This window comes from Citrobacter sp. 172116965, assembly GCF_013458095.1.
GTDB lineage: Bacteria > Pseudomonadota > Gammaproteobacteria > Enterobacterales > Enterobacteriaceae > Citrobacter > Citrobacter braakii.
This window is the reverse complement of the sequence record NZ_CP046673.1, coordinates 4,024,265-4,045,080: the sequence shown is the minus strand read 5'-3', so window position 1 is coordinate 4,045,080 and position 20,816 is coordinate 4,024,265. Positions and strand designations below refer to the sequence as shown.

The window sequence follows — 20,816 nt, the reverse complement described above, 5'->3', positions numbered from 1 at the left end:
GCGCGTTAAGGTGTGATTCTGATCACCGATATTATTTCTTAGTCTGTAATTCTCTTAATATATTTGGATTCGGACTTGTTATTAATAAATGGCTAATTACGCACCTTATTTTGCTTACTGGGGAAAAACCAGTAAAAAGGAAAATATTCACGACCAGGGGGATGCATACCATTTGCTGCCCTATCATTGTCTGGATGTGGCGGCCTGCGGTTGGCAAATGGTGATGCGCAATCGCTTTCATGCGGCAGATATCTTTGCCGAATTAGGTTTCTCCCGGGAAGAGGCTGCGCGCTGGTTTGCCTGGATACTGGGGCTCCACGATATAGGGAAATTCGCGCGGGGTTTTCAGCAGCTCAATAAGACGTCTTACCCGGATTTGGTGCCCGGTATCAGCGGGATTGGCTATCCTGAACGACACGACTCGCTGGGATACTGGTTCTGGCAGGGGTTGAGAAAAGCATGGCCCAATGCGTTACCTGCGTTAACACGCGAAAGTGAAAGAACGCTGGATATCTGGCTCAACGTCGTCACCGGTCATCATGGTCTTCCGCCATTAAAGGATGTCAAAGGGAGCGTTGCTTTTACCCCCGAAGACAAAGTGGCTGCCGGAGAATGGATGGCGGCGCTTTCCTCTCTCCTCAATGTCACTGATTTCCCCGACCGGTTTTGCGACAAAATCTGGCGTAAAAAACTCTGTCAACAAAGCTGGCTTCTGGCTGGACTGACAACGCTTGCGGACTGGATGGGATCGAACCAACATGATTTTCCACTGGTCAGTACCGTTATGCCAGATAGCGCGTACTGGCAGAGGGCCTTAGCACAGGCCACGCACGCGCTGGCGCAACTTCCTCAGCTTTCTTCGGTAGATACCCACCGTATTCCGGCCGATCTGTTCCCGTTTATTCAGCACTTAACGCCGCTTCAGCAAAGCGCTATGGACATAGCGATTTCAGCCGAAGGCCCACAACTTTTTGTACTGGAGGATGTGACCGGTGCAGGCAAAACGGAAGCGGCGCTGATCCTCACCCAGCGATTAATGGCTCAGGGGAAAGGTGACAGCCTGTACGTTGGACTGCCGACTATGGCAACCTCAAACGCCATGTTTCAACGGCTGGCAACGGCTTATCGCGCGTTATTTGTAGCAGAGCAACGCCCGTCGCTGGTGCTGGCGCATGGCTCAAGCGACATGTCGGAGGCCTTCACGCATTCCCTGTGGTCATCGCGGAATGCCGGACAATCTGCCTATATAGCGGATGAACAGGCTGCCAGCAGTGCCTGTAATATCTGGTTTGCTGATTCACGCAAGAAATCGCTGCTGGCTGAGGTGGGGGTCGGAACTCTCGATCAGGCATTAATGGCCGCCATGCCATTTCGTCATCAGTCTCTACGTTTGCTCGGGCTGTATCGCAAGATCCTGCTTTTGGACGAAGTGCATGCTTATGACAGCTATATGGTGCGTCTGCTGGAAGGGCTACTGACCTTTCATGCGGCTCAGGGCGGTAGTGTCATCATCCTGAGCGCCACGCTGCCCTCGTCTTTACGCCATACGTTACTGAATGCTTTCCAGCGTGGTATTAACGGTGCTCCCGTTATTGCCGATCAAAATGCAGGCTATCCCTGGCTTTCGCATCTCAGTTCGCAGGGGGTATCTGAACGCTATATTCCCACGCGTCCTGAAGTGGCTCGTCGCGTTGCGGTGCAGTGGCTCAACGATCCGGACAGCGCCCGCGAACTGATCCTCCGCACCGTTGAAAGCGGGCAATGCATCTGCTGGATCCGTAACACGGTGGATGACGCGATTACCGTCTATCGCCAGTTGCTGGATAGCGGACTTGTTCCACCAGAAAACCTGCTGTTGTTCCACAGTCGTTTTGCATTTATCGATCGTATGGCAATAGAAAATCGGGCGCTGGAATGGTTCGGAAAATCAAGCACACCAACGTTGCGGCGCGGCAAAGTGCTGATCGCAACACAGGTTGTGGAACAGAGTTTGGATCTGGATATCGACGTCATGATTAGCGACCTGGCCCCGGTCGATTTATTGATTCAGCGCGCAGGACGTTTACAGCGCCATATTCGCGATCGACACGGGGCGCTAACCGGGCAGATGCCAGATGGTCGTCTGTCTCCAGCGTTGCACATTCTGGCGCCGGAGTGGCAACCGGAAGCGGAAAGTGGCTGGCTGGGTGAACATCTCAAAGGTACAGGCTATGTCTACGAAGACCACGCTTGCCTGTGGCGGACACAGGCAATATTGCGCGACAAAGGGGAGATTCGCATGCCGGAAGATGCGCGCGAACTGGTGGAAAGCGTATACGAAGCATGGATAGCCGCGCCCGTTGGCCTGCAAGCTCAGGAGGATAACGTTTACGGCAAAGATCTCAGTGTGAAGGCTGCCGCAAAGCAAAACATTCTGGATTGGGAAACTGGCTATCACCGTACCGCAAGCATGGCGGGATGGAGTGACGACGTGGAACTTTCCACCCGATTGAGCGAGCCCACCGTCGATGTGTTTCTTGCCTGGCGGGCAGAGGGAGGATCGCTGCAATCCTACGCCCGGCTGGAACCGTTTTCCTGGCAACAAAGTCGCCTCTCATTGCGGGAAACGCTATGGCAGAAAATTGCTGCTAACGCGCCGTGTTTGCAGGGGGAAGAACTCGAACATTTTCGCCACGAAATTCACAACCCGAATGCACAGGTGCTGTTACTTACAGAGGGGGACGCGTCGGCAGTTTATAGCAAGGCGTGGGGGTTATCGAGCCAGCATTTGCAGTAATTTATTTCAGGAGGAATCATGTTTTCACTTATCACGGAGCCCTGGCTGCCGGTTATCGACAGGCAGGGGCAGCGGCGAAAAATTTCGCCAGGCGAGCTGGCTGATAATGACATTATCGAACTGGCGTGGCCGCGCGCAGATTTTCAGGGGGCGGCATATCAGTTATTGATTGGCCTGCTACAAACGGTATTCGCGCCGGAGGATGAAGAACAGTGGGAGGATATCTGGGAAGATGGTATCGATCCGGATCGCTGGCAAAAAGCGCTGGAACGCGTGGCGGTTGCCATGCAGTTTGGCCCACAGAAACCCGCTTTTTTGCAGGATTTTTCTGGGCTGGATGTTAAAAACAGCGCAATCGCGAGGTTATTGATTGATGCTCCCGGCGGCAACACTGTTAAGTTAAATAAAGATCACTTCGTAAAACGTCGTATTTATCGGCATTTTTGCCCGCACTGTGCAGTGATGGCGCTTTATACCGTTCAGACCAACTCCCCCGAGGACGGAGCCGGGGGGCGTACCAGCATGCGCGGCGGTGGACCGCTGACGACGCTGTTAATGCCAGTTCAGCCAAATGAGCCGCTGTGGCGCAAACTTTGGCTGAATGTTATGCCTGGGCAGCAGCAATGGCAGGATGAGCAACTGGCTCTGATTTTCCCGTGGCTGGCCGCAACCCGCAGTAGTGAAACGTCAAAAAATAGGGTGACGCCCGAAAATGCACATCCGCTCCAGGCCTATTGGGGCATGCCGCGACGGCTGGAAATTGATTTCAGCCATACGCAAAGCGGCGAGTGTGATTTGTGCGGTGAGCCTCATCCTGCATTGCTCAGCCAGATCCGCAGCAAAAACTACGGCGTGCAGTATGACGGCTGGGTTCACCCGCTTTCACCGTATCGAAAAGCGCTGAAAGACGCGGCGTCACCGATGCTGGCGCTCAAGGGACAATCCGGTGGTCTGGTCTATAAAGACTGGCTGGGACTGGCGATGACGACGGAAGATAAACTGAGTTGCACGATCCCTGCGCGCGTTGTGCTCGGGAATCCAGAGCCGGGAGCTACCAGATTATGGTGCTTTGGTTTTGATATGAAGAGCGCCAAGGCGTGCTGTTGGTATGAGCATCGTTTACCTCTGATCGCTTTATCTGCCGATGAAGCGGAAAGCTTTAAAGACCTGCTTTCAATTGCACTCGAACTGGCGATCTCCGTTCGACCTCTCCTCGTTCAGGCGCTTAAACAGGCCTGGTTCGGGAGTCCTAAAGAGGCGAAAGGGGATTTCAGTATGGTGGATATCGCCTTCTGGCAGCAGACCGAGCCAGGATTTCGTCAGCTATGGCAGACGTTAAGCCAACATCCTTCTTCTCTTCAGCCTCAGGCGCGCGCCGCGCTGCGGGAGTGGGGAGAGAACCTGCAATGCGAGTTGCTACAAATATTCGACCAGAGCGCTTTTACCAACCCCGATAATACGGCTGATTTGCAACGAATTTTGTCTGCCCGGCTCAGCCTCATCAAGAATGTCAAAAAACTCACCAGCCTGAAAACACTGAAGGAGCTCGCTATGGAACATAAGGAGCAGGCGAATGTTTGAAACTAACACCGGAAAAGAGCTGATTATTATCGACGGTGCGCCTGGCATTATTCGCCGTTGGTTTCGGAGTTTGCAGGAACGCAATAGCGTCGATGCTGCTTTTACAGGCAATGGTCGGGCCTGGCGAGCAGAGCTGCGTCATGCGGTTTTACCGTATGGGGCGCTCACCAGCCAGGCTTTTCATCATCTGAACCGTGCGCTGACGGGAGTTGAAAAGCAGGCCAGCGACAGACTGGCATTAGCCATTTTTACAGGCATTGCGGCCCACGCCCATCACGACAACGCTACCGGCTCTTTCGCCCGCCAGCTTGGTGAAGAGATTAAAAGCGGCCCCTGCCTTTCACGTCAGCGTTTCGATCGTCTGTTGGCGGTCAGAACCCCGGCGGAACTCTCCAGTCAACTGATTCGTGCGGTAAAACTGCGCGGTGACCAGGGCGTTAACCTTGTGTCGCTGGCTGACGGGGTTTTCTTATGGATGCGTGAATGGCAGGCGAAAGAAGCACATCTGGCGGCTGAAAGTAACCCCTTTAAGCGCCTCTCCGTACGCTGGGCCAGTGAATATCTGCAGGCTGGCGAAAAATCTCCCAGGAACAAATAAAAAGGATTTCACTCATGACGACATTTATTCAATTGCATATTCTGACGGCTTACGCCCCCGCTAACCTGAACCGTGATGATACCGGACGTCCGAAAACCGCCATTATGGGCGGAGTAGAACGCCTTCGGGTCTCCTCACAAAGTCTCAAGCGCGCATGGCGTACCTCGGAAGTTTTTGAAAGCGCGCTTAGTGGACATATTGGCACCCGCACTCGCCGTCTGGGCAGTGAGATTTATAAACATCTGCGGGCTGGTGGAGTTGCAGAAAAGATGGCGCTTTCCGCCGCTGGAAAAATAGCCAGCCAGTTCGGCAAATTAAAAGCCGATAAAAATGCGAAGGCGGAAGAGAACCTGAATATCGAACAACTGGTGCATATCAGTCCGGATGAATACCGGCATATAAACCAACTGGTTGAAATGCTGATTGCGGATAAACGTGAACCGGAAGAGAGCGAGCTGAAGCTGTTACGTGAAACTGCCAGCGGCGTTGATATCGCGCTGTTTGGTCGCATGCTGGCGTCCAGCCCGGCGTTTAACGTTGAAGCCGCTTGCCAGGTGGCTCATACTCTTGGCGTCAGCGCCGTTACGGTTGAAGAGGATTTCTTTACGGCAGTGGACGATCTGAACCGTAAAGAGGATGACGCCGGGTCGGCGCATATGGGTGAGAAGGGCTTCGCCTCTGCGTTATTCTATTCTTATATTTGCATCAGTCGCGACCTGTTACTGGAAAACCTCAATGGGGATGAAGCCCTGGTCGCGCGAACCCTTAAGGCGCTGGCCGAAACGGCGCTCACCGTCTCGCCAACCGGAAATCAGAACAGCTTTGCTTCGCGTGCTTACGCATCTTACGCACTGGTGGAAATGGGACGCCAGCAGCCTCGTGCGCTTTCAGTCGCTTTCTTTAATCCTGTTCGTGGAGAAGATCAGCAGACACAGGCCATTCAACGCCTGAAAGAGCAGCGGCAGAAGTTTGAACGCGCTTATGGGTCACGTGAGGGGGAGCGCCACTACGAGATGAATGTGGAATCGGGCGAAGGTTCGCTTCAGGAACTGCTGGAGTTTGTCAGCCAGTAAGGAGTTGCGATGTCCCGCTATCTTGTTTTTCAACTTTACGCGCCGTTGATGTCCTGGGGCGAAGCCGCCGTGGGCGAGGTGAGGCACAGCAACGCTGTGCCCAGTCGTTCAGCATTATTGGGATTGCTTGCTGCCGCCTGCGGTATCCGGCGTGAGGCTGCTCATCTGGATGAGTTTAACCGACACTACCATTTTGCCATACGACCGTTTTCTTCCCGCGAGCAATGGCTGCGTGACTATCACACTGTCGAAGTACCAAAAGAGAACAGAAAGCGCATTTATTTCACCCGGCGTGATGAGCTGGTTCTGGCACCGGAAGATCTCAACACGATGATCACCACCCGCGAATATCGGTGCGATGCGCTGTTTCATATTGCTGTTCAGGAAACTGAAGGGGCACCGATAGTTCTGGAAAAACTGGCAGCTGCACTGGAGGAGCCTGTATTTCCTCTGTATCTGGGGCGAAAATCTTGTCCTCCAGCCCTGCCGCTGGCGCCGCTGATACTGGACGGAACGTTGGCCCAGGTTTTTTACCAGGCAGAGCAGGCGTTGATTTGCCCGGAACTGGCGGCAATCACTACCGCATCTGATCTTTGCTATTGGGAAGGCGAGCCGCAGGGCGTTGTGCCTGCTATTTCCGTTCAGAGAAGCGATCAGCCACTCAGTAAAGTACGCTGGCAGTTCACTACGCGTACTCAGTTTGCAGGCCAGCTCGGGGAGGAAAAATAATGTTTCTGTCACGCGTAACGCTGGACCTCGGCAAGCTAACGCCTGAAATGATGCAGAAGTGGCAGAGCGCCAGCCCCTATGCCAGTCATCAATGGCTCTGGCAGCTTTTTTCTCATCACGATGAACGCCGTTTTCTGTTTCGCCATGAGTCTGCAGAACGGGGCGAGCGTTTTTATGTGCAGTCGGATGTTCCACCTCTGGATGGGCATAATATTTTTGCCGTAGAGAGTAAACCGTTTCAGCCACATCTGACAAAAGGCATGTTTCTGTATTTTTCGCTACGCGCGAATCCCGTTATCACCCGATCCGGTAAGCGTAGCGACGTGATGATGGATGCCAAATACCAGGCAAAGCAGAAAGGGATACCTGCTGAACAACACTGGCCACTGCAAATCATCGCGGCGAATAACTGGCTACGCCGTCAGGGGGAACAGCATGGTTTCATGCTTCCTGATAAGCAGGATTACGTGGTGAGTTACCAGCAACAACGTTTCAGTCGACTGACCGGGGAACGTCCTATCAGTTTTGGCAGCGTTGATTTTGCGGGACTGTTACGGGTAGACGATGTGACGCGTTTCTCTCACGCTCTCAGGAATGGGTTTGGTAAAAGCAAAGCGCTAGGCTGCGGTCTGATGTTGATTCGGCGAGGGGAACAATGAATTGGCTACCGCTGAGCCCCATCCCAATGAAAGATCGTACCTCAATGATCTTTCTGCAATACGGGCAGATTGATGTGATCGACGGTGCGTTCGTGCTGATCGACAAAACGGGAATACGAACGCATATTCCGGTGGGATCGATAGCCTGCATTATGCTGGAGCCAGGCACGCGCGTTTCTCATGCCGCGGTGCGACTGGCGGCAACCACAGGTACCTTACTGGTATGGGTTGGTGAAGCAGGTGTACGACTTTACGCCTGCGGACAGCCGGGAGGCGCGCGTTCAGACAGACTGTTGTATCAGGCAAAGCTGGCGCTGGATGAAGAACTCCGGCTGAAAGTAGTGCGTAAAATGTTCGAATTGCGTTTTGGTGAGCCTGCTCCCAGCCGTCGCTCCGTTGAACAACTCCGCGGCATCGAAGGCGCGCGGGTACGCCAGAGCTATGCTCTGCTGGCAGAGCGCTACGGTGTGAAGTGGCATGGTCGACGTTACGATCCTAAAGACTGGGGAAAGGGCGACACGGTTAATCAGTGTATTAGTGCTGCCACATCCTGCCTTTATGGTATTACCGAAGCCGCGGTATTAGCCGCAGGTTACGCACCTGCTATTGGTTTTGTGCATGCCGGTAAGCCGCTCTCTTTTGTGTATGACATTGCTGATATCGTCAAATTTGATGGTGTTGTTCCGGTTGCTTTCGAGATTGCTGCCCGTGCGCCAGTCAGTCCAGATAAAGAGGTTCGTCTGGCCTGTCGGGATATATTCCGCAGCCAGAAAACGCTGGCGCGGATCATCCCATTGATTGAAGAAGTGCTGGCTGCCGGGGAGATTGAAATCCCTAAACCTTTTGCAGATGCCCAGCCTCCGGCGATCCCTGAGCCTGTTTCATTGGGCGATGCAGGTCACAGGGGGTAGCGCATGAGTATGCTTGTTGTTGTCACCGAAAATATTCCTGCTCGTTTGCGCGGTCGTCTGGCTGTCTGGTTATTAGAAGTTCGCGCAGGTGTTTACGTTGGCGATACCTCACGTAAGGTGCGAGAAATGATCTGGCATCAGGTCACTACCCTGGCAGACGAAGGGAATGTTGTTATGGCTTGGGCGGTGAATAATGAGTCTGGTTTTGATTTTCAAACATGGGGTGAAAACAGGCGCATGGCGGTGGAACTGGATGGATTAAGGTTAGTGTCATTCCATCCTTCGTAAAATCAATGGGTTATAGTTCTTTAATAATGTGGAAAATTTGGTGAAATTTTTCTACGGCTATAATCCCTTTTAGATCAGTGATATAGTTTTAGAGTGTTCCCCGCGCCAGCGGGGATAAACCGTCATACGCGCTGATGAATGAAGTGATGCACGTGTGTTCCCCGCGCCAGCGGGGATAAACCGTAAAGTTGTTCATGTTCATTTTGTTTATCCTAGTGTTCCCCGCGCCAGCGGGGATAAACCGGTAAACCTCAACGAGCAATTCTTTCGTATAAGGTGTTCCCCGCGCCAGCGGGGATAAACCGCAGAGCGAACGGCGTTTGGTGTGCCGGTCATTGTGTTCCCCGCGCCAGCGGGGATAAACCGGCACCACATCAGGGGGGCATGAGTAAATCGATGTGTTCCCCGCGCCAGCGGGGATAAACCGCTCTGTTCCCGCCGTTAGAGTACTGGGTATCAGTGTTCCCCGCGCCAGCGGGGATAAACCGCTCATCAAATAAATTTTTTAACGTAAAAATATGTGTTCCCCGCGCCAGCGGGGATAAACCGTTGCAGCAAAACATTCAGGCCATTTATTCAGAGTGTTCCCCGCGCCAGCGGGGATAAACCGGACGGAAATCTGGCTACCAGCGGCAGTGACATGTGTTCCCCGCGCCAGCGGGGATAAACCGCGCCGGAGCCAACCCCAACTTCATTGCGGCTCGTGTTCCCCGCGCCAGCGGGGATAAACCGAACGCCATTAGTGGCGAGCAATGCCGCCAAGGGTGTTCCCCGCGCCAGCGGGGATAAACCGGGAAACAGTTCTCATGTGATGTTCTCGTTTATGTGTTCCCCGCGCCAGCGGGGATAAACCGCTCCATGATGCCCTTTGCCAGTTCATCGGCGTGTGTTCCCCGCGCCAGCGGGGATAAACCGAGTGGTTTTCAATACCGCATTTTCAGCAGTCGGTGTTCCCCGCGCCAGCGGGGATAAACCGAGACAATAGCCATAAAACATCGAATTGATTTGGTGTTCCCCGCGCCAGCGGGGATAAACCGGATTCAAATCATAAAGCAAAGCCCCGGCAATGGTGTTCCCCGCGCCAGCGGGGATAAACCGGAATGCCCTTAATCTCAACTTCATTCTTGAATGTGTTCCCCGCGCCAGCGGGGATAAACCGTATGACACGGAGGAATGTGGCCGTTCTGCGTGGTGTTCCCCGCGCCAGCGGGGATAAACCGCGGGCCCGACAGTTCAGCGCCAGCCCGCGCCCGTGTTCCCCGCGCCAGCGGGGATAAACCGCACCAGCGCTATGCGGAGTACATCCGGCATATGTGTTCCCCGCGCCAGCGGGGATAAACCGAATGAGTGCCGGGTTACAGTGATGCGTGATGAGTGTTCCCCGCGCCAGCGGGGATAAACCGTCTGATCGCCCGGTCACGGTCATAGTCGCTGAGTGTTCCCCGCGCCAGCGGGGATAAACCGCTTTATGTAGGCTTCTTTTCTTGTAAAAGGCCGTGTTCCCCGCGCCAGCGGGGATAAACCGTGATAAACAGAGATTTGCCGGAGCATCCATAAGTGTTCCCCGCGCCAGCGGGGATAAACCGTGAACTCCGATTGACTCACCCGCTTTCATTGAGTGTTCCCCGCGCCAGCGGGGATAAACCGGACAAGCTGATCGTCCAGAAAAGTGGCACAGAGTGTTCCCCGCGCCAGCGGGGATAAACCGGGTTCAGGGGGTGGCTTGTGGTAATGGCGTCAGTGTTCCCCGCGCCAGCGGGGATAAACCGTTGATCCCGTTACTCACGAACGTGGAAGCGCTGTGTTCCCCGCGCCAGCGGGGATAAACCGGGTTCAGGGGGGGGGCTGTGGTAATGGCGGCAGTGTTCCCCGCGCCAGCGGGGATAAACCGTTGGTGCCAATTGACGCGATGCGACCAATGTTGTGTTCCCCGCGCCAGCGGGGATAAACCGGCCTGAACGCCTCGGTTACTGGCACAGTGGCCGTGTTCCCCGCGCCAGCGGGGATAAACCGGTGTCATAGTTAAGCTGAGCATCATCTACACAGTGTTCCCCGCGCCAGCGGGGATAAACCGTGCAGGGAGCTGGCGGCTGCGAATGTGGGACTGTGTTCCCCGCGCCAGCGGGGATAATCCACTTTGAAAGCAGAAATATTATGGGGCTGGATGGGTTACGAGGATTTACCCGCCTTTGCCAGTTCTTTCACCAGCGGGAGCATAATGCGTACCACGTCGCGGCTACGGTGCTCTATCCTGCCCGGTAAGGCTTTATCGATATGCTGCTGGTTATCCAGTCGCACATCGTGCCAGCTGTTGCCTGCCGGGAACGAGGCGCTTTTGGCGCGCTGTTGATAGCCATCTTTCTTGCCCAGACTCCAGTTGGTTGCTTCAACGGAGAGCACGGCAATGCCCGCATCGTCGAAGACCTCTGCATCGTTACAACATCCAGTACCTTTCGGATAGTTTTTGTTCAGTCCCGGATTGGTGCTGGCTACGATACCGCGGCTGTGCGCGATGGCCAGCGCCCGGTCGCGCGTCAATTTTCGCACCGCTTCCGGGGTTTTCTTACCGCTATTGAAATAGAGCTTATCGCCGACGATCAGGTTATCGAGGTTGATAACCAGCAGCGTATTTTTCTTCTCGGCGGCGCTCATTCGCTTCAGGATGTTCTCCGCGCCCAGTTTGCCTTCTTCCTCGCCGCTGGTGGCGATAAATCGAATGCCGTACTGCGTCGGCACGTCTTTGAGTTTTTCCGCCAGTTCCAGCATCACGCCAAGTCCTGCGGCGTTGTCATCAATACCTTGCAGGGTCAATCCACCCAGATTGGCATCGGAATCGGCGTCGCTCTGTGCGGCGTAGGTGTCGAGGTGCGCCATGATAATAATCTGCTGTGGCGCTTTACCCTCATGTGCGGCAATAACGGTACTCCCCGTGACGTTATGCCAGTTTTTACGGTTATTTTTGGCGGTATAAACATAACGGCTATTAAACGTTCGAATATCACTGCTGTAGCCCATCTGCTGAAATTGCTGACGAATATAATCAGCAGACAACATTTCTGCCGGAGAGCCCGTTACGCGGCCTGGGAAAAACGTTGCGATATATCGAGCCTGGGTATTTGCGATATCTCCAGGTTTGGAAGATGTTGCCTGTGCGGGAAGGATAAAGCACGCGCCGAGCGCCAGGATTGCAAGAAGGGGGCGCGTTGCGGAAAACATAATGAGTCCTTAAATACCAAGCAGAAATTTTTAGCCGCTAGTATGAAACCGTGATCGAGGTAAAACAATTTCATTTGCTCCTAAATGCCCGAAATTCGGTAGCTTAAGCACTTTTTGATATTTGCTTTTCCGGATCGTTATTCCTTTGAGGAACTACTCATTCCAATTCGTAATTTCATTCGCCCTCTTGCCCTCCCTATAGTCAGGTTATCTGAGCATCGTTAGCAAAATAACGGCATTACATAGGAACGGTTATGGATCAAAAACGACTTACCCACCTGCGGCAACTGGAAGCGGAAAGCATCCATATTATTCGTGAGGTGGCCGCCGAGTTTTCGAATCCGGTGATGATGTATTCCATCGGCAAAGATTCCAGCGTAATGCTGCATCTGGCGCGCAAAGCGTTTTATCCTGGCACGTTGCCGTTCCCTCTGCTGCACGTTGATACTGGCTGGAAATTCAGCGAGATGTACGAGTTTCGTGACCGCACGGCGAAAGCCTACGGTTGTGAACTGCTGGTGCATAAAAACCCGGAAGGGGTGGCGATGGGCATCAACCCGTTTGTTCACGGTAGCGCCAAGCATACCGATATTATGAAAACCGAAGGGTTGAAGCAGGCGTTGAACAAATACGGTTTCGACGCCGCGTTCGGTGGCGCTCGTCGTGACGAAGAGAAATCGCGTGCCAAGGAGCGCATTTATTCTTTCCGCGATCGTTTTCATCGCTGGGACCCTAAAAATCAGCGTCCGGAACTGTGGCATAACTACAACGGACAGATTAACAAAGGCGAAAGCATTCGCGTATTCCCGCTCTCCAACTGGACTGAACAGGATATCTGGCAGTACATCTGGCTGGAAAATATCGATATCGTGCCGCTGTACCTGGCGGCGGAGCGTCCGGTGCTGGAACGCGACGGCATGCTGATGATGATTGATGACGACAGAATCGATCTGCAACCGGGTGAAGTGATTAAAAAACGCATGGTGCGTTTCCGTACGCTCGGCTGCTGGCCGTTGACAGGCGCGGTGGAGTCGAATGCGCAGACGCTGCCGGAAATCATCGAAGAGATGCTGGTCTCAACCACCAGTGAACGTCAGGGCCGCGTGATTGACCGCGACCAGGCGGGCTCCATGGAGCTGAAGAAACGTCAGGGGTATTTCTAAGGAGCCGCCATGAACACGACACTTGCACAACAAATTGCTAATGAAGGCGGCGTTGAAGCCTGGATGGTCGCCCAGCAACACAAAAGCCTGCTGCGTTTTTTAACCTGCGGTAGCGTGGATGACGGGAAAAGCACCCTGATTGGTCGCCTGCTGCACGACACGCGTCAGATTTATGAAGACCAGCTTTCATCGCTGCACAACGACAGTAAACGTCACGGTACTCAGGGCGAAAAGCTCGATCTGGCGTTATTGGTTGACGGCTTGCAAGCCGAGCGCGAGCAGGGCATCACCATCGACGTGGCTTACCGTTATTTCTCTACCGAGAAGCGTAAATTTATTATTGCGGATACTCCCGGCCATGAGCAGTACACCCGCAACATGGCGACCGGTGCGTCGACCTGCGACCTGGCGATCCTGCTGATCGATGCGCGTAAAGGCGTGCTGGATCAGACCCGTCGTCACAGCTTTATCTCCACGCTACTTGGGATCAAACACCTGGTGGTGGCGATCAACAAAATGGATCTGGTGAACTTTAGCGAAGAGACATTTAACCGCATTCGCGAAGACTATCTTACTTTTGCTGAACAGTTGCCGGGCAACCTGGATATCCGGTTTGTGCCGCTCTCTGCGCTGGAAGGCGACAACGTGGCTTCACAAAGCGCCAGCATGTCGTGGTACAGCGGTCCGACGCTACTGGAAGTACTGGAAACCGTTGAGATCCAACGCATAGTTGATACTCAGCCGATGCGCTTCCCGGTGCAGTATGTGAACCGACCGAATCTGGATTTTCGTGGTTATGCCGGGACGCTGGCCTCCGGTAGTGTGAAGGTAGGGCAACGCGTCAAAGTGCTGCCATCCGGCGTTGAGTCGAGCGTGGCGCGGATCGTAACCTTTGATGGCGATTTACAGGAAGCGCATGCGGGTGAAGCGATCACCCTGGTATTGAAAGATGAGATCGATATCAGCCGGGGTGACCTGCTGCTTGATGCCGGTGAAGCGTTACCTGCGGTACAAAGCGCTGCCGTTGATGTGGTGTGGATGGCGGAACAACCGTTGTCGCCTGGACAGAGCTACGACATCAAAGTCGCCGGTAAGAAGACCCGCGCACGCGTTGATAACGTGCAGTACCAGATTGATATTAATAACCTGACCCAACGTGATGTTGAAGCGTTGCCGCTAAACGGCATCGGTCTGGTTAATCTGACTTTTGATGAGCCGCTGGTGCTGGATACCTATCAGCAGAATCCGGTTACGGGCGGGCTGATTATCATTGACCGCCTGACCAACGTTACCGTTGGCGCGGGGCTGGTACGTGAGCCAATCGTCCAGGAGCACACCGCGGCTTCTCAGTTCAGCGCGTTTGAGCTGGAGCTTAATGCGTTAGTGCGTCGCCATTTCCCGCACTGGGGCGCGCGCGATCTGCTGGGAGGAGAATAATGGCGCAGCATGACGAAAACGTCGTCTGGCATGCCCATCCTGTTACACCGCAACAGCGGGAACAACGCCACGGTCATCGTGGTGTTGTGCTGTGGTTTACCGGGCTGTCAGGTTCCGGTAAATCCACGGTAGCAGGGGCGCTGGAAGAGGCGTTGCACAAGCTGGGAGTGAGTACCTATTTGTTGGATGGCGATAACGTGCGCCACGGCCTGTGCAGCGATCTTGGGTTTAGCGATGCCGATCGTAAGGAGAATATTCGTCGGGTTGGCGAGGTGGCTAACCTGATGGTGGATGCGGGTCTTGTGGTGTTGACCGCCTTTATCTCTCCACATCGCGCCGAACGCAAAATGGTCCGTGCACGCGTTGGTGAAGGGCGTTTTATTGAGGTTTTTGTCGACACGCCGCTGGCAACGTGCGAATTACGCGATCCAAAAGGGCTGTATAAAAAAGCGCGGGCGGGTGAGTTGCGCAATTTCACCGGAATTGATTCGGTATACGAAGCGCCTGAATCGCCAGAGATTCACCTTGATGGTGAACAATTGGTAACAAATTTGGTACCCCAATTATTAGACCTGCTGAGGCAGGAAGATATTATCAGATCCTGAGACACCCGAGCTTGTATGCCCGGTCAGTCACGGTCACAGGATTAGATATGCGTAACAGCCATAACATTACTATTACAGAGTCAGATACCTTCGCCGCCGACGATGAAACCACCTGGTCACTACCGGGTGCTGTGGTCGGTTTTATCGCGTGGCTGTTGGCGCTGGGGATTCCGTTTCTGATTTATGGCCCTAACACACTCTTTTTCTTCATTTATACCTGGCCCTTTTTCCTCGCATTGCTGCCCGTGGCGATTGTCGCGGGTATTGCGCTGCACTCCCTATTGAAGGGGCTGTTGCTGCTGAGCATTACCTGCACCCTACTGGTGGTTGGGGCGATGTTTGGCGCGCTATTTCTGTGGTTGTTGGGTTAGGCAAACGCCTTTTTTTAACAATCGCTGATGTTGTTCACTCTCTGGTCATAATTCAAACCGTAACCAACAATGAGATTATGTTCTCCTTACACGGGGTATACGTAACAACGGGCAAATGTGGTACATTTGCCCGCGTTGTCGCGGCATTCCCGACCGTTGATGTAAAGTTGTCTGCGGAAGTTATGGGATGTTAATGCCGTTTTTCAGGGGGCTGGATGGGTAAACTAACGCTGCTGTTGCTGGCTTTATTGGTCTGGCTGCAGTATTCGCTGTGGTTCGGTAAGAACGGCATACATGACTATAGTCGCGTCAACGATGATGTTGCTGCGCAGCAAGCTACGAACGCGAAACTTAAAGCACGTAACGATCAGCTCTTTGCCGAAATTGACGATCTCAATGGCGGACAAGAGGCTATTGAGGAGCGCGCGCGCAACGAACTCAGCATGACTAAGCCGGGCGAAACCTTTTATCGTCTGGTGCCTGACGCGTCTAAACGCGCTCAGACTGCAGGGCAAAATAATCGATAAACCGTCCAGGGATTTAACATGGCAGCCACTTTATTGGACGTTTGCGCCGTGGTGCCGGCTGCCGGGTTTGGCCGCCGAATGCAAACAGAGTGTCCTAAGCAGTACCTCTCTATTGGCAATAAAACCATTCTTGAACACTCGGTTGATGCGCTGCTGGCTCATCCCCGGGTGACGCGAGTCGTTATCGCTATCAGCCCAGGCGACAGCCGCTTTGCCCAACTGCCACTCGCCGCGCATCCGCAAATTACCGTAGTGGATGGCGGCAACGAGCGTGCCGATTCTGTCCTTGCCGGTTTGCAAGCCGCAGGTGAGGCAAGTTGGGTACTTGTGCATGACGCCGCGCGTCCGTGTCTGCACCAGGATGATTTAGCCCGTTTGCTGGCAATCAGTGAGACCAGCCGCACCGGCGGGATCCTGGCGGCACCAGTACGCGACACGATGAAGCGCGCGGAGCCGGGCCGAACAGACATTGCCCATACGGTCGATCGCACCGATTTATGGCACGCGTTGACGCCGCAGTTTTTCCCTCGCGAGCTGTTGCACGACTGCCTGACCCGTGCGCTCCACGAAGGCGCAACCATTACGGATGAGGCCTCGGCGCTGGAATATTGCGGCTTACATCCTCAGCTCGTTGAAGGACGGGCTGATAATATTAAAGTAACGCGTCCAGAGGATTTGGCGTTGGCCGAATTTTATCTGACCCGGACTACCCACCAGGAGAAGACATAATGCGAATTGGACACGGTTTCGACGTACACGCTTTTGGCGGAGAAGGCCCAATTATCATTGGTGGTGTGCGCATCCCGTATGAAAAAGGATTGCTGGCGCATTCTGATGGCGATGTGGCGTTACACGCGCTAACTGATGCTCTGCTGGGCGCGGCTGCGCTGGGGGATATCGGTAAACTCTTCCCTGACACCGACCCGACCTTTAAAGGTGCCGATAGTCGTGAATTATTGCGAGAAGCCTGGCGGCGTATTCAGGCCAAAGGCTATACGCTTGGTAATGTGGATGTGACAATTATTGCTCAGGCGCCAAAGATGCTGCCGCACATTCCGCAAATGCGCGTGTTTATTGCCGAAGATCTCGGCTGCCATATGGATGATGTTAACGTGAAAGCGACCACCACGGAAAAACTCGGTTTTACCGGGCGTGGGGAAGGGATTGCCTGTGAAGCGGTGGCGTTACTCATTAAGGCACCAAAATGACTGTGTTTGACGATCTGACGTATCTCCATGGCAAACCACTGGGCCATGGCGTCCTGAAAGCGAATCCGGAAGACTTTGTTGTCGTCGAAGATTTAGGCTTCGAACCGGATGGCGAAGGCGAGCATGTTTTGGTGCGCATCCTGAAAAACGGTTGTAACACCCGTTTTGTGGCTGACGCGCTGGCGAAATTCCTGAAAATTCACGCCCGTGAAGTGAGCTTTGCCGGGCAGAAAGATAAGCATGCGGTCACGGAACAGTGGCTGTGCGCGCGTGTACCGGGCAATGCAATGCCTGATCTAAGCAAATTTGAGCTCGAAGGCTGTAAAGTTCTGGAGTACGCGCGCCACAAGCGTAAGCTGCGTTTAGGGGCGCTGAAAGGCAACGAATTTACGCTGGTGTTGCGTGAAGTGAGCGAGCGAAATGACGTTGAAGCGCGTTTGCAGGCGATTAGCGAACGCGGCGTACCGAACTATTTTGGCGCTCAGCGTTTTGGTATTGGCGGTAGCAACCTGCAAGGGGCGCTGCGCTGGGCACAAAGCGATGCGCCGGTGCGCGATCGCAATAAACGCAGTTTTTGGTTGTCGGCGGCCCGTAGCGCGTTGTTTAATCAGATAGTCAGTGAACGCTTGAAAAAAACAGACTTTAATCAAGTTGTTGACGGCGATGCGCTACAATTATCCGGACGCGGAAGCTGGTTTGTCGCCACACAGGAAGAACACACTGAATTACAGCGTCGCGTCGATGAGAAAGAATTAATGATCACAGCGGCATTACCGGGCAGCGGTGAGTGGGGAACTCAGCGCGACGCGCTGGCGTTTGAAAAAGCCGCTGTTGCTGATGAAACCGCGCTGCAGTCTCTGTTATTGCGCGAGAAAGTCGACGCGTCGCGTCGCGCTATTTTGCTGTATCCACAACAATTAAGCTGGAACTGGTGGGATGACGTAACCGTCGAGTTACGCTTCTGGCTACCGGCAGGTAGCTTCGCCACCAGTGTTGTAAGGGAACTTATTAACACAATGGGTGATTATGCGTATATTGCTGAGTAACGATGATGGGGTCCACGCACCCGGTATACAAACGCTGGCGAAAGCGCTGCGTGAGTTTGCTGACGTACAGGTGGTTGCCCCGGATCGTAACCGCAGTGGCGCGTCTAACTCGCTGACGCTGGAATCCTCACTTCGCACCTTTACCTATGATAACGGCGATATCGCCGTACAAATGGGTACGCCCACCGACTGCGTTTATCTGGGCGTGAACGCATTAATGCGTCCGCGTCCGGACATTGTCGTTTCTGGTATTAATGCGGGTCCTAATCTGGGTGATGATGTTATCTATTCCGGTACCGTTGCGGCGGCAATGGAAGGTCGTCATCTGGGGTTCCCGGCGCTGGCTGTCTCACTTGATGGCCATAAACACTACGAGACTGCTGCCGCAGTAACCTGTCGTATCTTACGGGCGCTGAGTCGTGAACCGCTGCGCACCGGTCGCATTTTGAATATCAACGTGCCGGATTTACCACTGGATCAGATTAAAGGTATTCGCGTCACGCGCTGCGGCAGTCGCCATCCGGCGGATCAGGTTATTCCACAGCAGGACCCACGCGGTAATACGCTGTACTGGATCGGGCCACCGGGTGAAAAGTGCGACGCCGGGCCGGATACGGATTTTGCCGCCGTCGATGAAGGCTATGTTTCTATCACGCCGCTGCATGTCGATTTAACCGCATACGGCGCGCATGAGGTGGTTTCTGACTGGTTAGACAGCGTGGGAGTCGACACGCAATGGTAAGCAGACGCGTACACACTCTTCTTGAACAATTACGTGCGCAGGGCATCAGAGATGAGCTTGTCCTCGATGCGCTCGCCGCCGTGCCGCGTGAAAAATTCATTGATGAGGCGTTTGAACATAAGGCCTGGGACAATATTGCCCTGCCGATTGGTCAGGGGCAGACGATTTCGCAGCCTTATATGGTTGCGCGAATGACCGAACTGCTTGAGCTAACGCCGCAGTCTCGGGTGCTGGAAATTGGTACTGGCTCTGGCTACCAGACGGCGATTCTGGCGCACCTGGTGCATCATGTGTGCTCCGTTGAGCGCATTAAAGGTTTGCAATGGCAGGCGCGTCGCCGCCTGAAGCAGCTTGATTTACATAATGTTTCGACCCGTCATGGTGATGGATGGCAAGGCTGGCAGGCGCGAGCTCCGTTTGACGCTATCATTGTAACGGCAGCGCCGCCCGAGATCCCGACCGCATTGATGATGCAACTGGATGAGGGCGGCATTCTCGTCTTACCCGTGGGCGATGAGCACCAGTTTCTGAAGCGGGTGCGTCGTCGGGGAGGCGAATTTATTATCGATACCGTGGAGGCCGTACGTTTCGTTCCCTTAGTGAAAGGGGAGCTTGCGTAGATAGCGCTGCTGAATACCTGGAGTTTTCCTGGTTATTCTCGAAAGAGTAAGCGTATTGTGACGGGGCCTTGCACGGTGATTACGTCACTGGTTTTAACCAATTTTCCTGGGGGATAAATGAGCGCGGGAAGCCACAAATTTACCGTTCGCCGCATTGCGGCATTGTCACTGGTTTCACTATGGCTGGCAGGTTGTTCAAACACCTCGAATCCACCAGCGCCGGTCAGCTCGGTTAACGGTAGTGCATCAACGAACACCAGTTCTGGCATGCTGATTACGCCTCCACCCAAAATGGGCTCGACGTCGACCGTACAGCAGACGCCACAGATCCAGTCGGTGCAGCAACCAACTACACAGCCAACGCAAATCCAGCCTGTTGCTCAACAGCCTGTGCAGATGGAAAACGGTCGTATTGTATACAATCGTAAGTATGGGAATATTCCGAAAGGTAGCTACACGGGCGGCAGTACCTATACTGTTAAGAAAGGCGATACCCTTTTCTATATTGCCTGGATCACCGGGAACGATTTCCGTGACCTCGCACAACGCAATAACGTTCCGGCCCCGTATGGCCTGAATGTCGGTCAAACTCTGCAAGTGGGCAACGCGTCTGGCGCACCGATTACCGGTGGCAATGCCATCACCCAGGCGGATGCAGCACAGCAAGGAGTTGTGACCAACCCTGCACAAAATTCCACCGTTGCTGTTGCTTCGAAACCAACAATTACGTATTCTGAGGATTCAGGTGAACAAAGTGCTAACAAAATGTTGCCGAACAACAAGCCTGCTGGGACTGTGGTCACAGCGCCTGTAACGGCTCCAGCAGTTAGCACAACCGAATCAACTGCAAGCTCAACGTCGACTAGCTCGCCAATCTCTACCTGGCGCTGGCCGACTGACGGCAAAGTGATCGAAAACTTTGCGGCTACCGAAGGTGGCAATAAAGGGATCGACATTGCAGGCAGCAAAGGACAGGCTATTGTCGCGACCGCAGATGGACGCGTCGTCTATGCCGGTAACGCGCTGCGTGGTTACGGTAATCTTATTATCATCAAACATAACGATGATTACCTGAGCGCCTACGCCCATAACGATACAATGCTGGTCCGGGAACAACAAGAAATCAAGGCGGGGCAGAAAATAGCTACCATGGGTAGCACCGGAACCAGTTCAACACGCTTGCATTTTGAAATTCGTTACAAGGGGAAATCCGTAAACCCGCTGCGCTATTTACCGCAGCGATAATTAGGCGGAACCAGGCTTTCA

21 protein-coding genes and 1 CRISPR repeat array are annotated in these 20,816 nt (G+C 53.9%); of the genes, 19 read left to right on the top strand and 2 right to left on the bottom strand.

Annotated elements, in window-relative coordinates; all coding sequences use genetic code 11:
- The first annotated feature begins 88 nt into the window (after window positions 1–88).
- The 8 genes from GPJ68_RS19665 to cas2e are packed head-to-tail and all read left to right on the top strand — an operon-like array spanning window position 89 to window position 8,615.
- On the top strand, window positions 89–2,776 hold the full coding sequence (locus GPJ68_RS19665; protein ID WP_104651260.1) for a CRISPR-associated helicase/endonuclease Cas3: 2,688 nt from the start codon (window positions 89–91) through the stop codon (window positions 2,774–2,776).
- 18 nt (window positions 2,777–2,794) lie between these two features.
- Window positions 2,795–4,357, top strand: coding sequence for a type I-E CRISPR-associated protein Cse1/CasA (gene casA / locus GPJ68_RS19660; RefSeq protein ID WP_180836947.1), 1,563 nt, complete (start codon window positions 2,795–2,797; stop codon window positions 4,355–4,357).
- Window positions 4,350–4,955, top strand: a complete 606-nt coding sequence (gene casB / locus GPJ68_RS19655) for a type I-E CRISPR-associated protein Cse2/CasB (protein ID WP_104651262.1) — start codon at window positions 4,350–4,352, stop codon at window positions 4,953–4,955. The genes casA and casB overlap by 8 nt, the downstream gene beginning before the upstream one ends.
- Window positions 4,956–4,969: 14 nt before the next feature.
- A complete protein-coding gene (gene cas7e / locus GPJ68_RS19650; protein ID WP_104651263.1) occupies window positions 4,970–6,028 on the top strand; it encodes a type I-E CRISPR-associated protein Cas7/Cse4/CasC in 1,059 nt (352 codons plus the stop codon).
- A gap of 9 nt (window positions 6,029–6,037) precedes the next feature.
- A complete protein-coding gene (gene cas5e, locus GPJ68_RS19645; RefSeq protein WP_104651264.1) occupies window positions 6,038–6,757 on the top strand; it encodes a type I-E CRISPR-associated protein Cas5/CasD in 720 nt (239 codons plus the stop codon).
- Entirely contained in the window at window positions 6,757–7,416 is a 660-nt protein-coding gene (gene cas6e / locus GPJ68_RS19640; protein WP_104651265.1) for a type I-E CRISPR-associated protein Cas6/Cse3/CasE, read from the top strand. Before cas5e ends, cas6e begins: the two co-directional genes overlap by 1 nt.
- The gene (gene cas1e / locus GPJ68_RS19635; protein WP_104651266.1) at window positions 7,413–8,327 is read left to right on the top strand and encodes a type I-E CRISPR-associated endonuclease Cas1e; all 915 of its coding nucleotides are present in this window, start codon (window positions 7,413–7,415) and stop codon (window positions 8,325–8,327) included. Before cas6e ends, cas1e begins: the two co-directional genes overlap by 4 nt.
- Window positions 8,328–8,330: 3 nt before the next feature.
- Window positions 8,331–8,615, top strand: coding sequence for a type I-E CRISPR-associated endoribonuclease Cas2e (gene cas2e, locus GPJ68_RS19630; protein WP_049268526.1), 285 nt, complete (start codon window positions 8,331–8,333; stop codon window positions 8,613–8,615).
- A gap of 93 nt (window positions 8,616–8,708) precedes the next feature.
- Window positions 8,709–10,750: a CRISPR direct-repeat array (repeat unit 29 nt; unit sequence GTGTTCCCCGCGCCAGCGGGGATAAACCG).
- A gap of 34 nt (window positions 10,751–10,784) precedes the next feature.
- Here cas2e and GPJ68_RS19625 read toward each other — a convergent pair.
- Window positions 10,785–11,831 carry an aminopeptidase gene (locus tag GPJ68_RS19625; RefSeq protein WP_019077559.1) on the bottom strand — a complete coding sequence of 349 codons (1,047 nt, stop codon included), beginning with the start codon at window positions 11,829–11,831 and terminating at the stop codon, window positions 10,785–10,787.
- A gap of 254 nt (window positions 11,832–12,085) precedes the next feature.
- Between GPJ68_RS19625 and cysD the strand changes: the two genes are divergently transcribed.
- The 10 genes from cysD to GPJ68_RS19575 all read left to right on the top strand — a co-directional run bounded on the left by cysD (window position 12,086) and on the right by GPJ68_RS19575 (window position 19,550).
- Window positions 12,086–12,994 carry a sulfate adenylyltransferase subunit CysD gene (gene cysD / locus GPJ68_RS19620; protein WP_003034152.1) on the top strand — a complete coding sequence of 303 codons (909 nt, stop codon included), beginning with the start codon at window positions 12,086–12,088 and terminating at the stop codon, window positions 12,992–12,994.
- Window positions 12,995–13,003: 9 nt separating this feature from the next.
- Window positions 13,004–14,431 (top strand): sulfate adenylyltransferase subunit CysN, encoded by a 1,428-nt coding sequence (gene cysN / locus GPJ68_RS19615; RefSeq protein WP_046274805.1) that lies wholly within the window; start codon window positions 13,004–13,006, stop codon window positions 14,429–14,431.
- A complete protein-coding gene (cysC, locus tag GPJ68_RS19610; RefSeq protein ID WP_104651267.1) occupies window positions 14,431–15,036 on the top strand; it encodes an adenylyl-sulfate kinase in 606 nt (201 codons plus the stop codon). Before cysN ends, cysC begins: the two co-directional genes overlap by 1 nt.
- Window positions 15,037–15,083: 47 nt before the next feature.
- Entirely contained in the window at window positions 15,084–15,407 is a 324-nt protein-coding gene (locus GPJ68_RS19605; RefSeq protein ID WP_016154211.1) for a DUF3561 family protein, read from the top strand.
- 215 nt (window positions 15,408–15,622) lie between these two features.
- Window positions 15,623–15,934 carry a cell division protein FtsB gene (gene ftsB, locus GPJ68_RS19600; protein WP_003034163.1) on the top strand — a complete coding sequence of 104 codons (312 nt, stop codon included), beginning with the start codon at window positions 15,623–15,625 and terminating at the stop codon, window positions 15,932–15,934.
- 18 nt (window positions 15,935–15,952) lie between these two features.
- Entirely contained in the window at window positions 15,953–16,663 is a 711-nt protein-coding gene (gene ispD / locus GPJ68_RS19595) for a 2-C-methyl-D-erythritol 4-phosphate cytidylyltransferase (RefSeq protein ID WP_016154210.1), read from the top strand.
- Complete coding sequence (ispF, locus tag GPJ68_RS19590) at window positions 16,663–17,142, top strand: 2-C-methyl-D-erythritol 2,4-cyclodiphosphate synthase (RefSeq protein WP_016154209.1); 480 nt, start codon at window positions 16,663–16,665, stop codon at window positions 17,140–17,142. Before ispD ends, ispF begins: the two co-directional genes overlap by 1 nt.
- Window positions 17,139–18,188 (top strand): tRNA pseudouridine(13) synthase TruD, encoded by a 1,050-nt coding sequence (gene truD / locus GPJ68_RS19585; protein ID WP_104651268.1) that lies wholly within the window; start codon window positions 17,139–17,141, stop codon window positions 18,186–18,188. Before ispF ends, truD begins: the two co-directional genes overlap by 4 nt.
- Window positions 18,169–18,930 carry a 5'/3'-nucleotidase SurE gene (gene surE, locus GPJ68_RS19580; RefSeq protein ID WP_016157332.1) on the top strand — a complete coding sequence of 254 codons (762 nt, stop codon included), beginning with the start codon at window positions 18,169–18,171 and terminating at the stop codon, window positions 18,928–18,930. Before truD ends, surE begins: the two co-directional genes overlap by 20 nt.
- Complete coding sequence (locus tag GPJ68_RS19575; RefSeq protein ID WP_003034172.1) at window positions 18,924–19,550, top strand: protein-L-isoaspartate(D-aspartate) O-methyltransferase; 627 nt, start codon at window positions 18,924–18,926, stop codon at window positions 19,548–19,550. Before surE ends, GPJ68_RS19575 begins: the two co-directional genes overlap by 7 nt.
- A 32-nt stretch (window positions 19,551–19,582) precedes the next feature.
- Here GPJ68_RS19575 and GPJ68_RS25265 read toward each other — a convergent pair whose 3' ends face one another.
- Complete coding sequence (locus GPJ68_RS25265) at window positions 19,583–19,810, bottom strand: hypothetical protein (RefSeq protein ID WP_223870215.1); 228 nt, start codon at window positions 19,808–19,810, stop codon at window positions 19,583–19,585.
- Here GPJ68_RS25265 and nlpD point away from each other — a divergent pair.
- Window positions 19,713–20,795, top strand: coding sequence for a murein hydrolase activator NlpD (gene nlpD, locus GPJ68_RS19570; protein WP_230330220.1), 1,083 nt, complete (start codon window positions 19,713–19,715; stop codon window positions 20,793–20,795). The two genes, GPJ68_RS25265 and nlpD, sit on opposite strands and share 98 nt — an antisense overlap.
- Window positions 20,796–20,816: the final 21 nt, after the last annotated feature.

Bases quoted from the DNA above. Each gene is read 5' to 3' on its own strand.
- GPJ68_RS19665 (WP_104651260.1), top strand. From the start codon at position 89: ATGGCTAATTACGCACCTTATTTTGCTTACTGGGGAAAAACCAGTAAA.
- casA (WP_180836947.1), top strand. From the start codon at position 2,795: ATGTTTTCACTTATCACGGAGCCCTGGCTGCCGGTTATCGACAGGCAG.
- casB (WP_104651262.1), top strand. From the start codon at position 4,350: ATGTTTGAAACTAACACCGGAAAAGAGCTGATTATTATCGACGGTGCG.
- cas7e (WP_104651263.1), top strand. From the start codon at position 4,970: ATGACGACATTTATTCAATTGCATATTCTGACGGCTTACGCCCCCGCT.
- cas5e (WP_104651264.1), top strand. From the start codon at position 6,038: ATGTCCCGCTATCTTGTTTTTCAACTTTACGCGCCGTTGATGTCCTGG.
- cas6e (WP_104651265.1), top strand. From the start codon at position 6,757: ATGTTTCTGTCACGCGTAACGCTGGACCTCGGCAAGCTAACGCCTGAA.
- cas1e (WP_104651266.1), top strand. From the start codon at position 7,413: ATGAATTGGCTACCGCTGAGCCCCATCCCAATGAAAGATCGTACCTCA.
- cas2e (WP_049268526.1), top strand. From the start codon at position 8,331: ATGAGTATGCTTGTTGTTGTCACCGAAAATATTCCTGCTCGTTTGCGC.
- GPJ68_RS19625 (WP_019077559.1), bottom strand. From the start codon at position 11,831: ATGTTTTCCGCAACGCGCCCCCTTCTTGCAATCCTGGCGCTCGGCGCG.
- cysD (WP_003034152.1), top strand. From the start codon at position 12,086: ATGGATCAAAAACGACTTACCCACCTGCGGCAACTGGAAGCGGAAAGC.
- cysN (WP_046274805.1), top strand. From the start codon at position 13,004: ATGAACACGACACTTGCACAACAAATTGCTAATGAAGGCGGCGTTGAA.
- cysC (WP_104651267.1), top strand. From the start codon at position 14,431: ATGGCGCAGCATGACGAAAACGTCGTCTGGCATGCCCATCCTGTTACA.
- GPJ68_RS19605 (WP_016154211.1), top strand. From the start codon at position 15,084: ATGCGTAACAGCCATAACATTACTATTACAGAGTCAGATACCTTCGCC.
- ftsB (WP_003034163.1), top strand. From the start codon at position 15,623: ATGGGTAAACTAACGCTGCTGTTGCTGGCTTTATTGGTCTGGCTGCAG.
- ispD (WP_016154210.1), top strand. From the start codon at position 15,953: ATGGCAGCCACTTTATTGGACGTTTGCGCCGTGGTGCCGGCTGCCGGG.
- ispF (WP_016154209.1), top strand. From the start codon at position 16,663: ATGCGAATTGGACACGGTTTCGACGTACACGCTTTTGGCGGAGAAGGC.
- truD (WP_104651268.1), top strand. From the start codon at position 17,139: ATGACTGTGTTTGACGATCTGACGTATCTCCATGGCAAACCACTGGGC.
- surE (WP_016157332.1), top strand. From the start codon at position 18,169: ATGCGTATATTGCTGAGTAACGATGATGGGGTCCACGCACCCGGTATA.
- GPJ68_RS19575 (WP_003034172.1), top strand. From the start codon at position 18,924: ATGGTAAGCAGACGCGTACACACTCTTCTTGAACAATTACGTGCGCAG.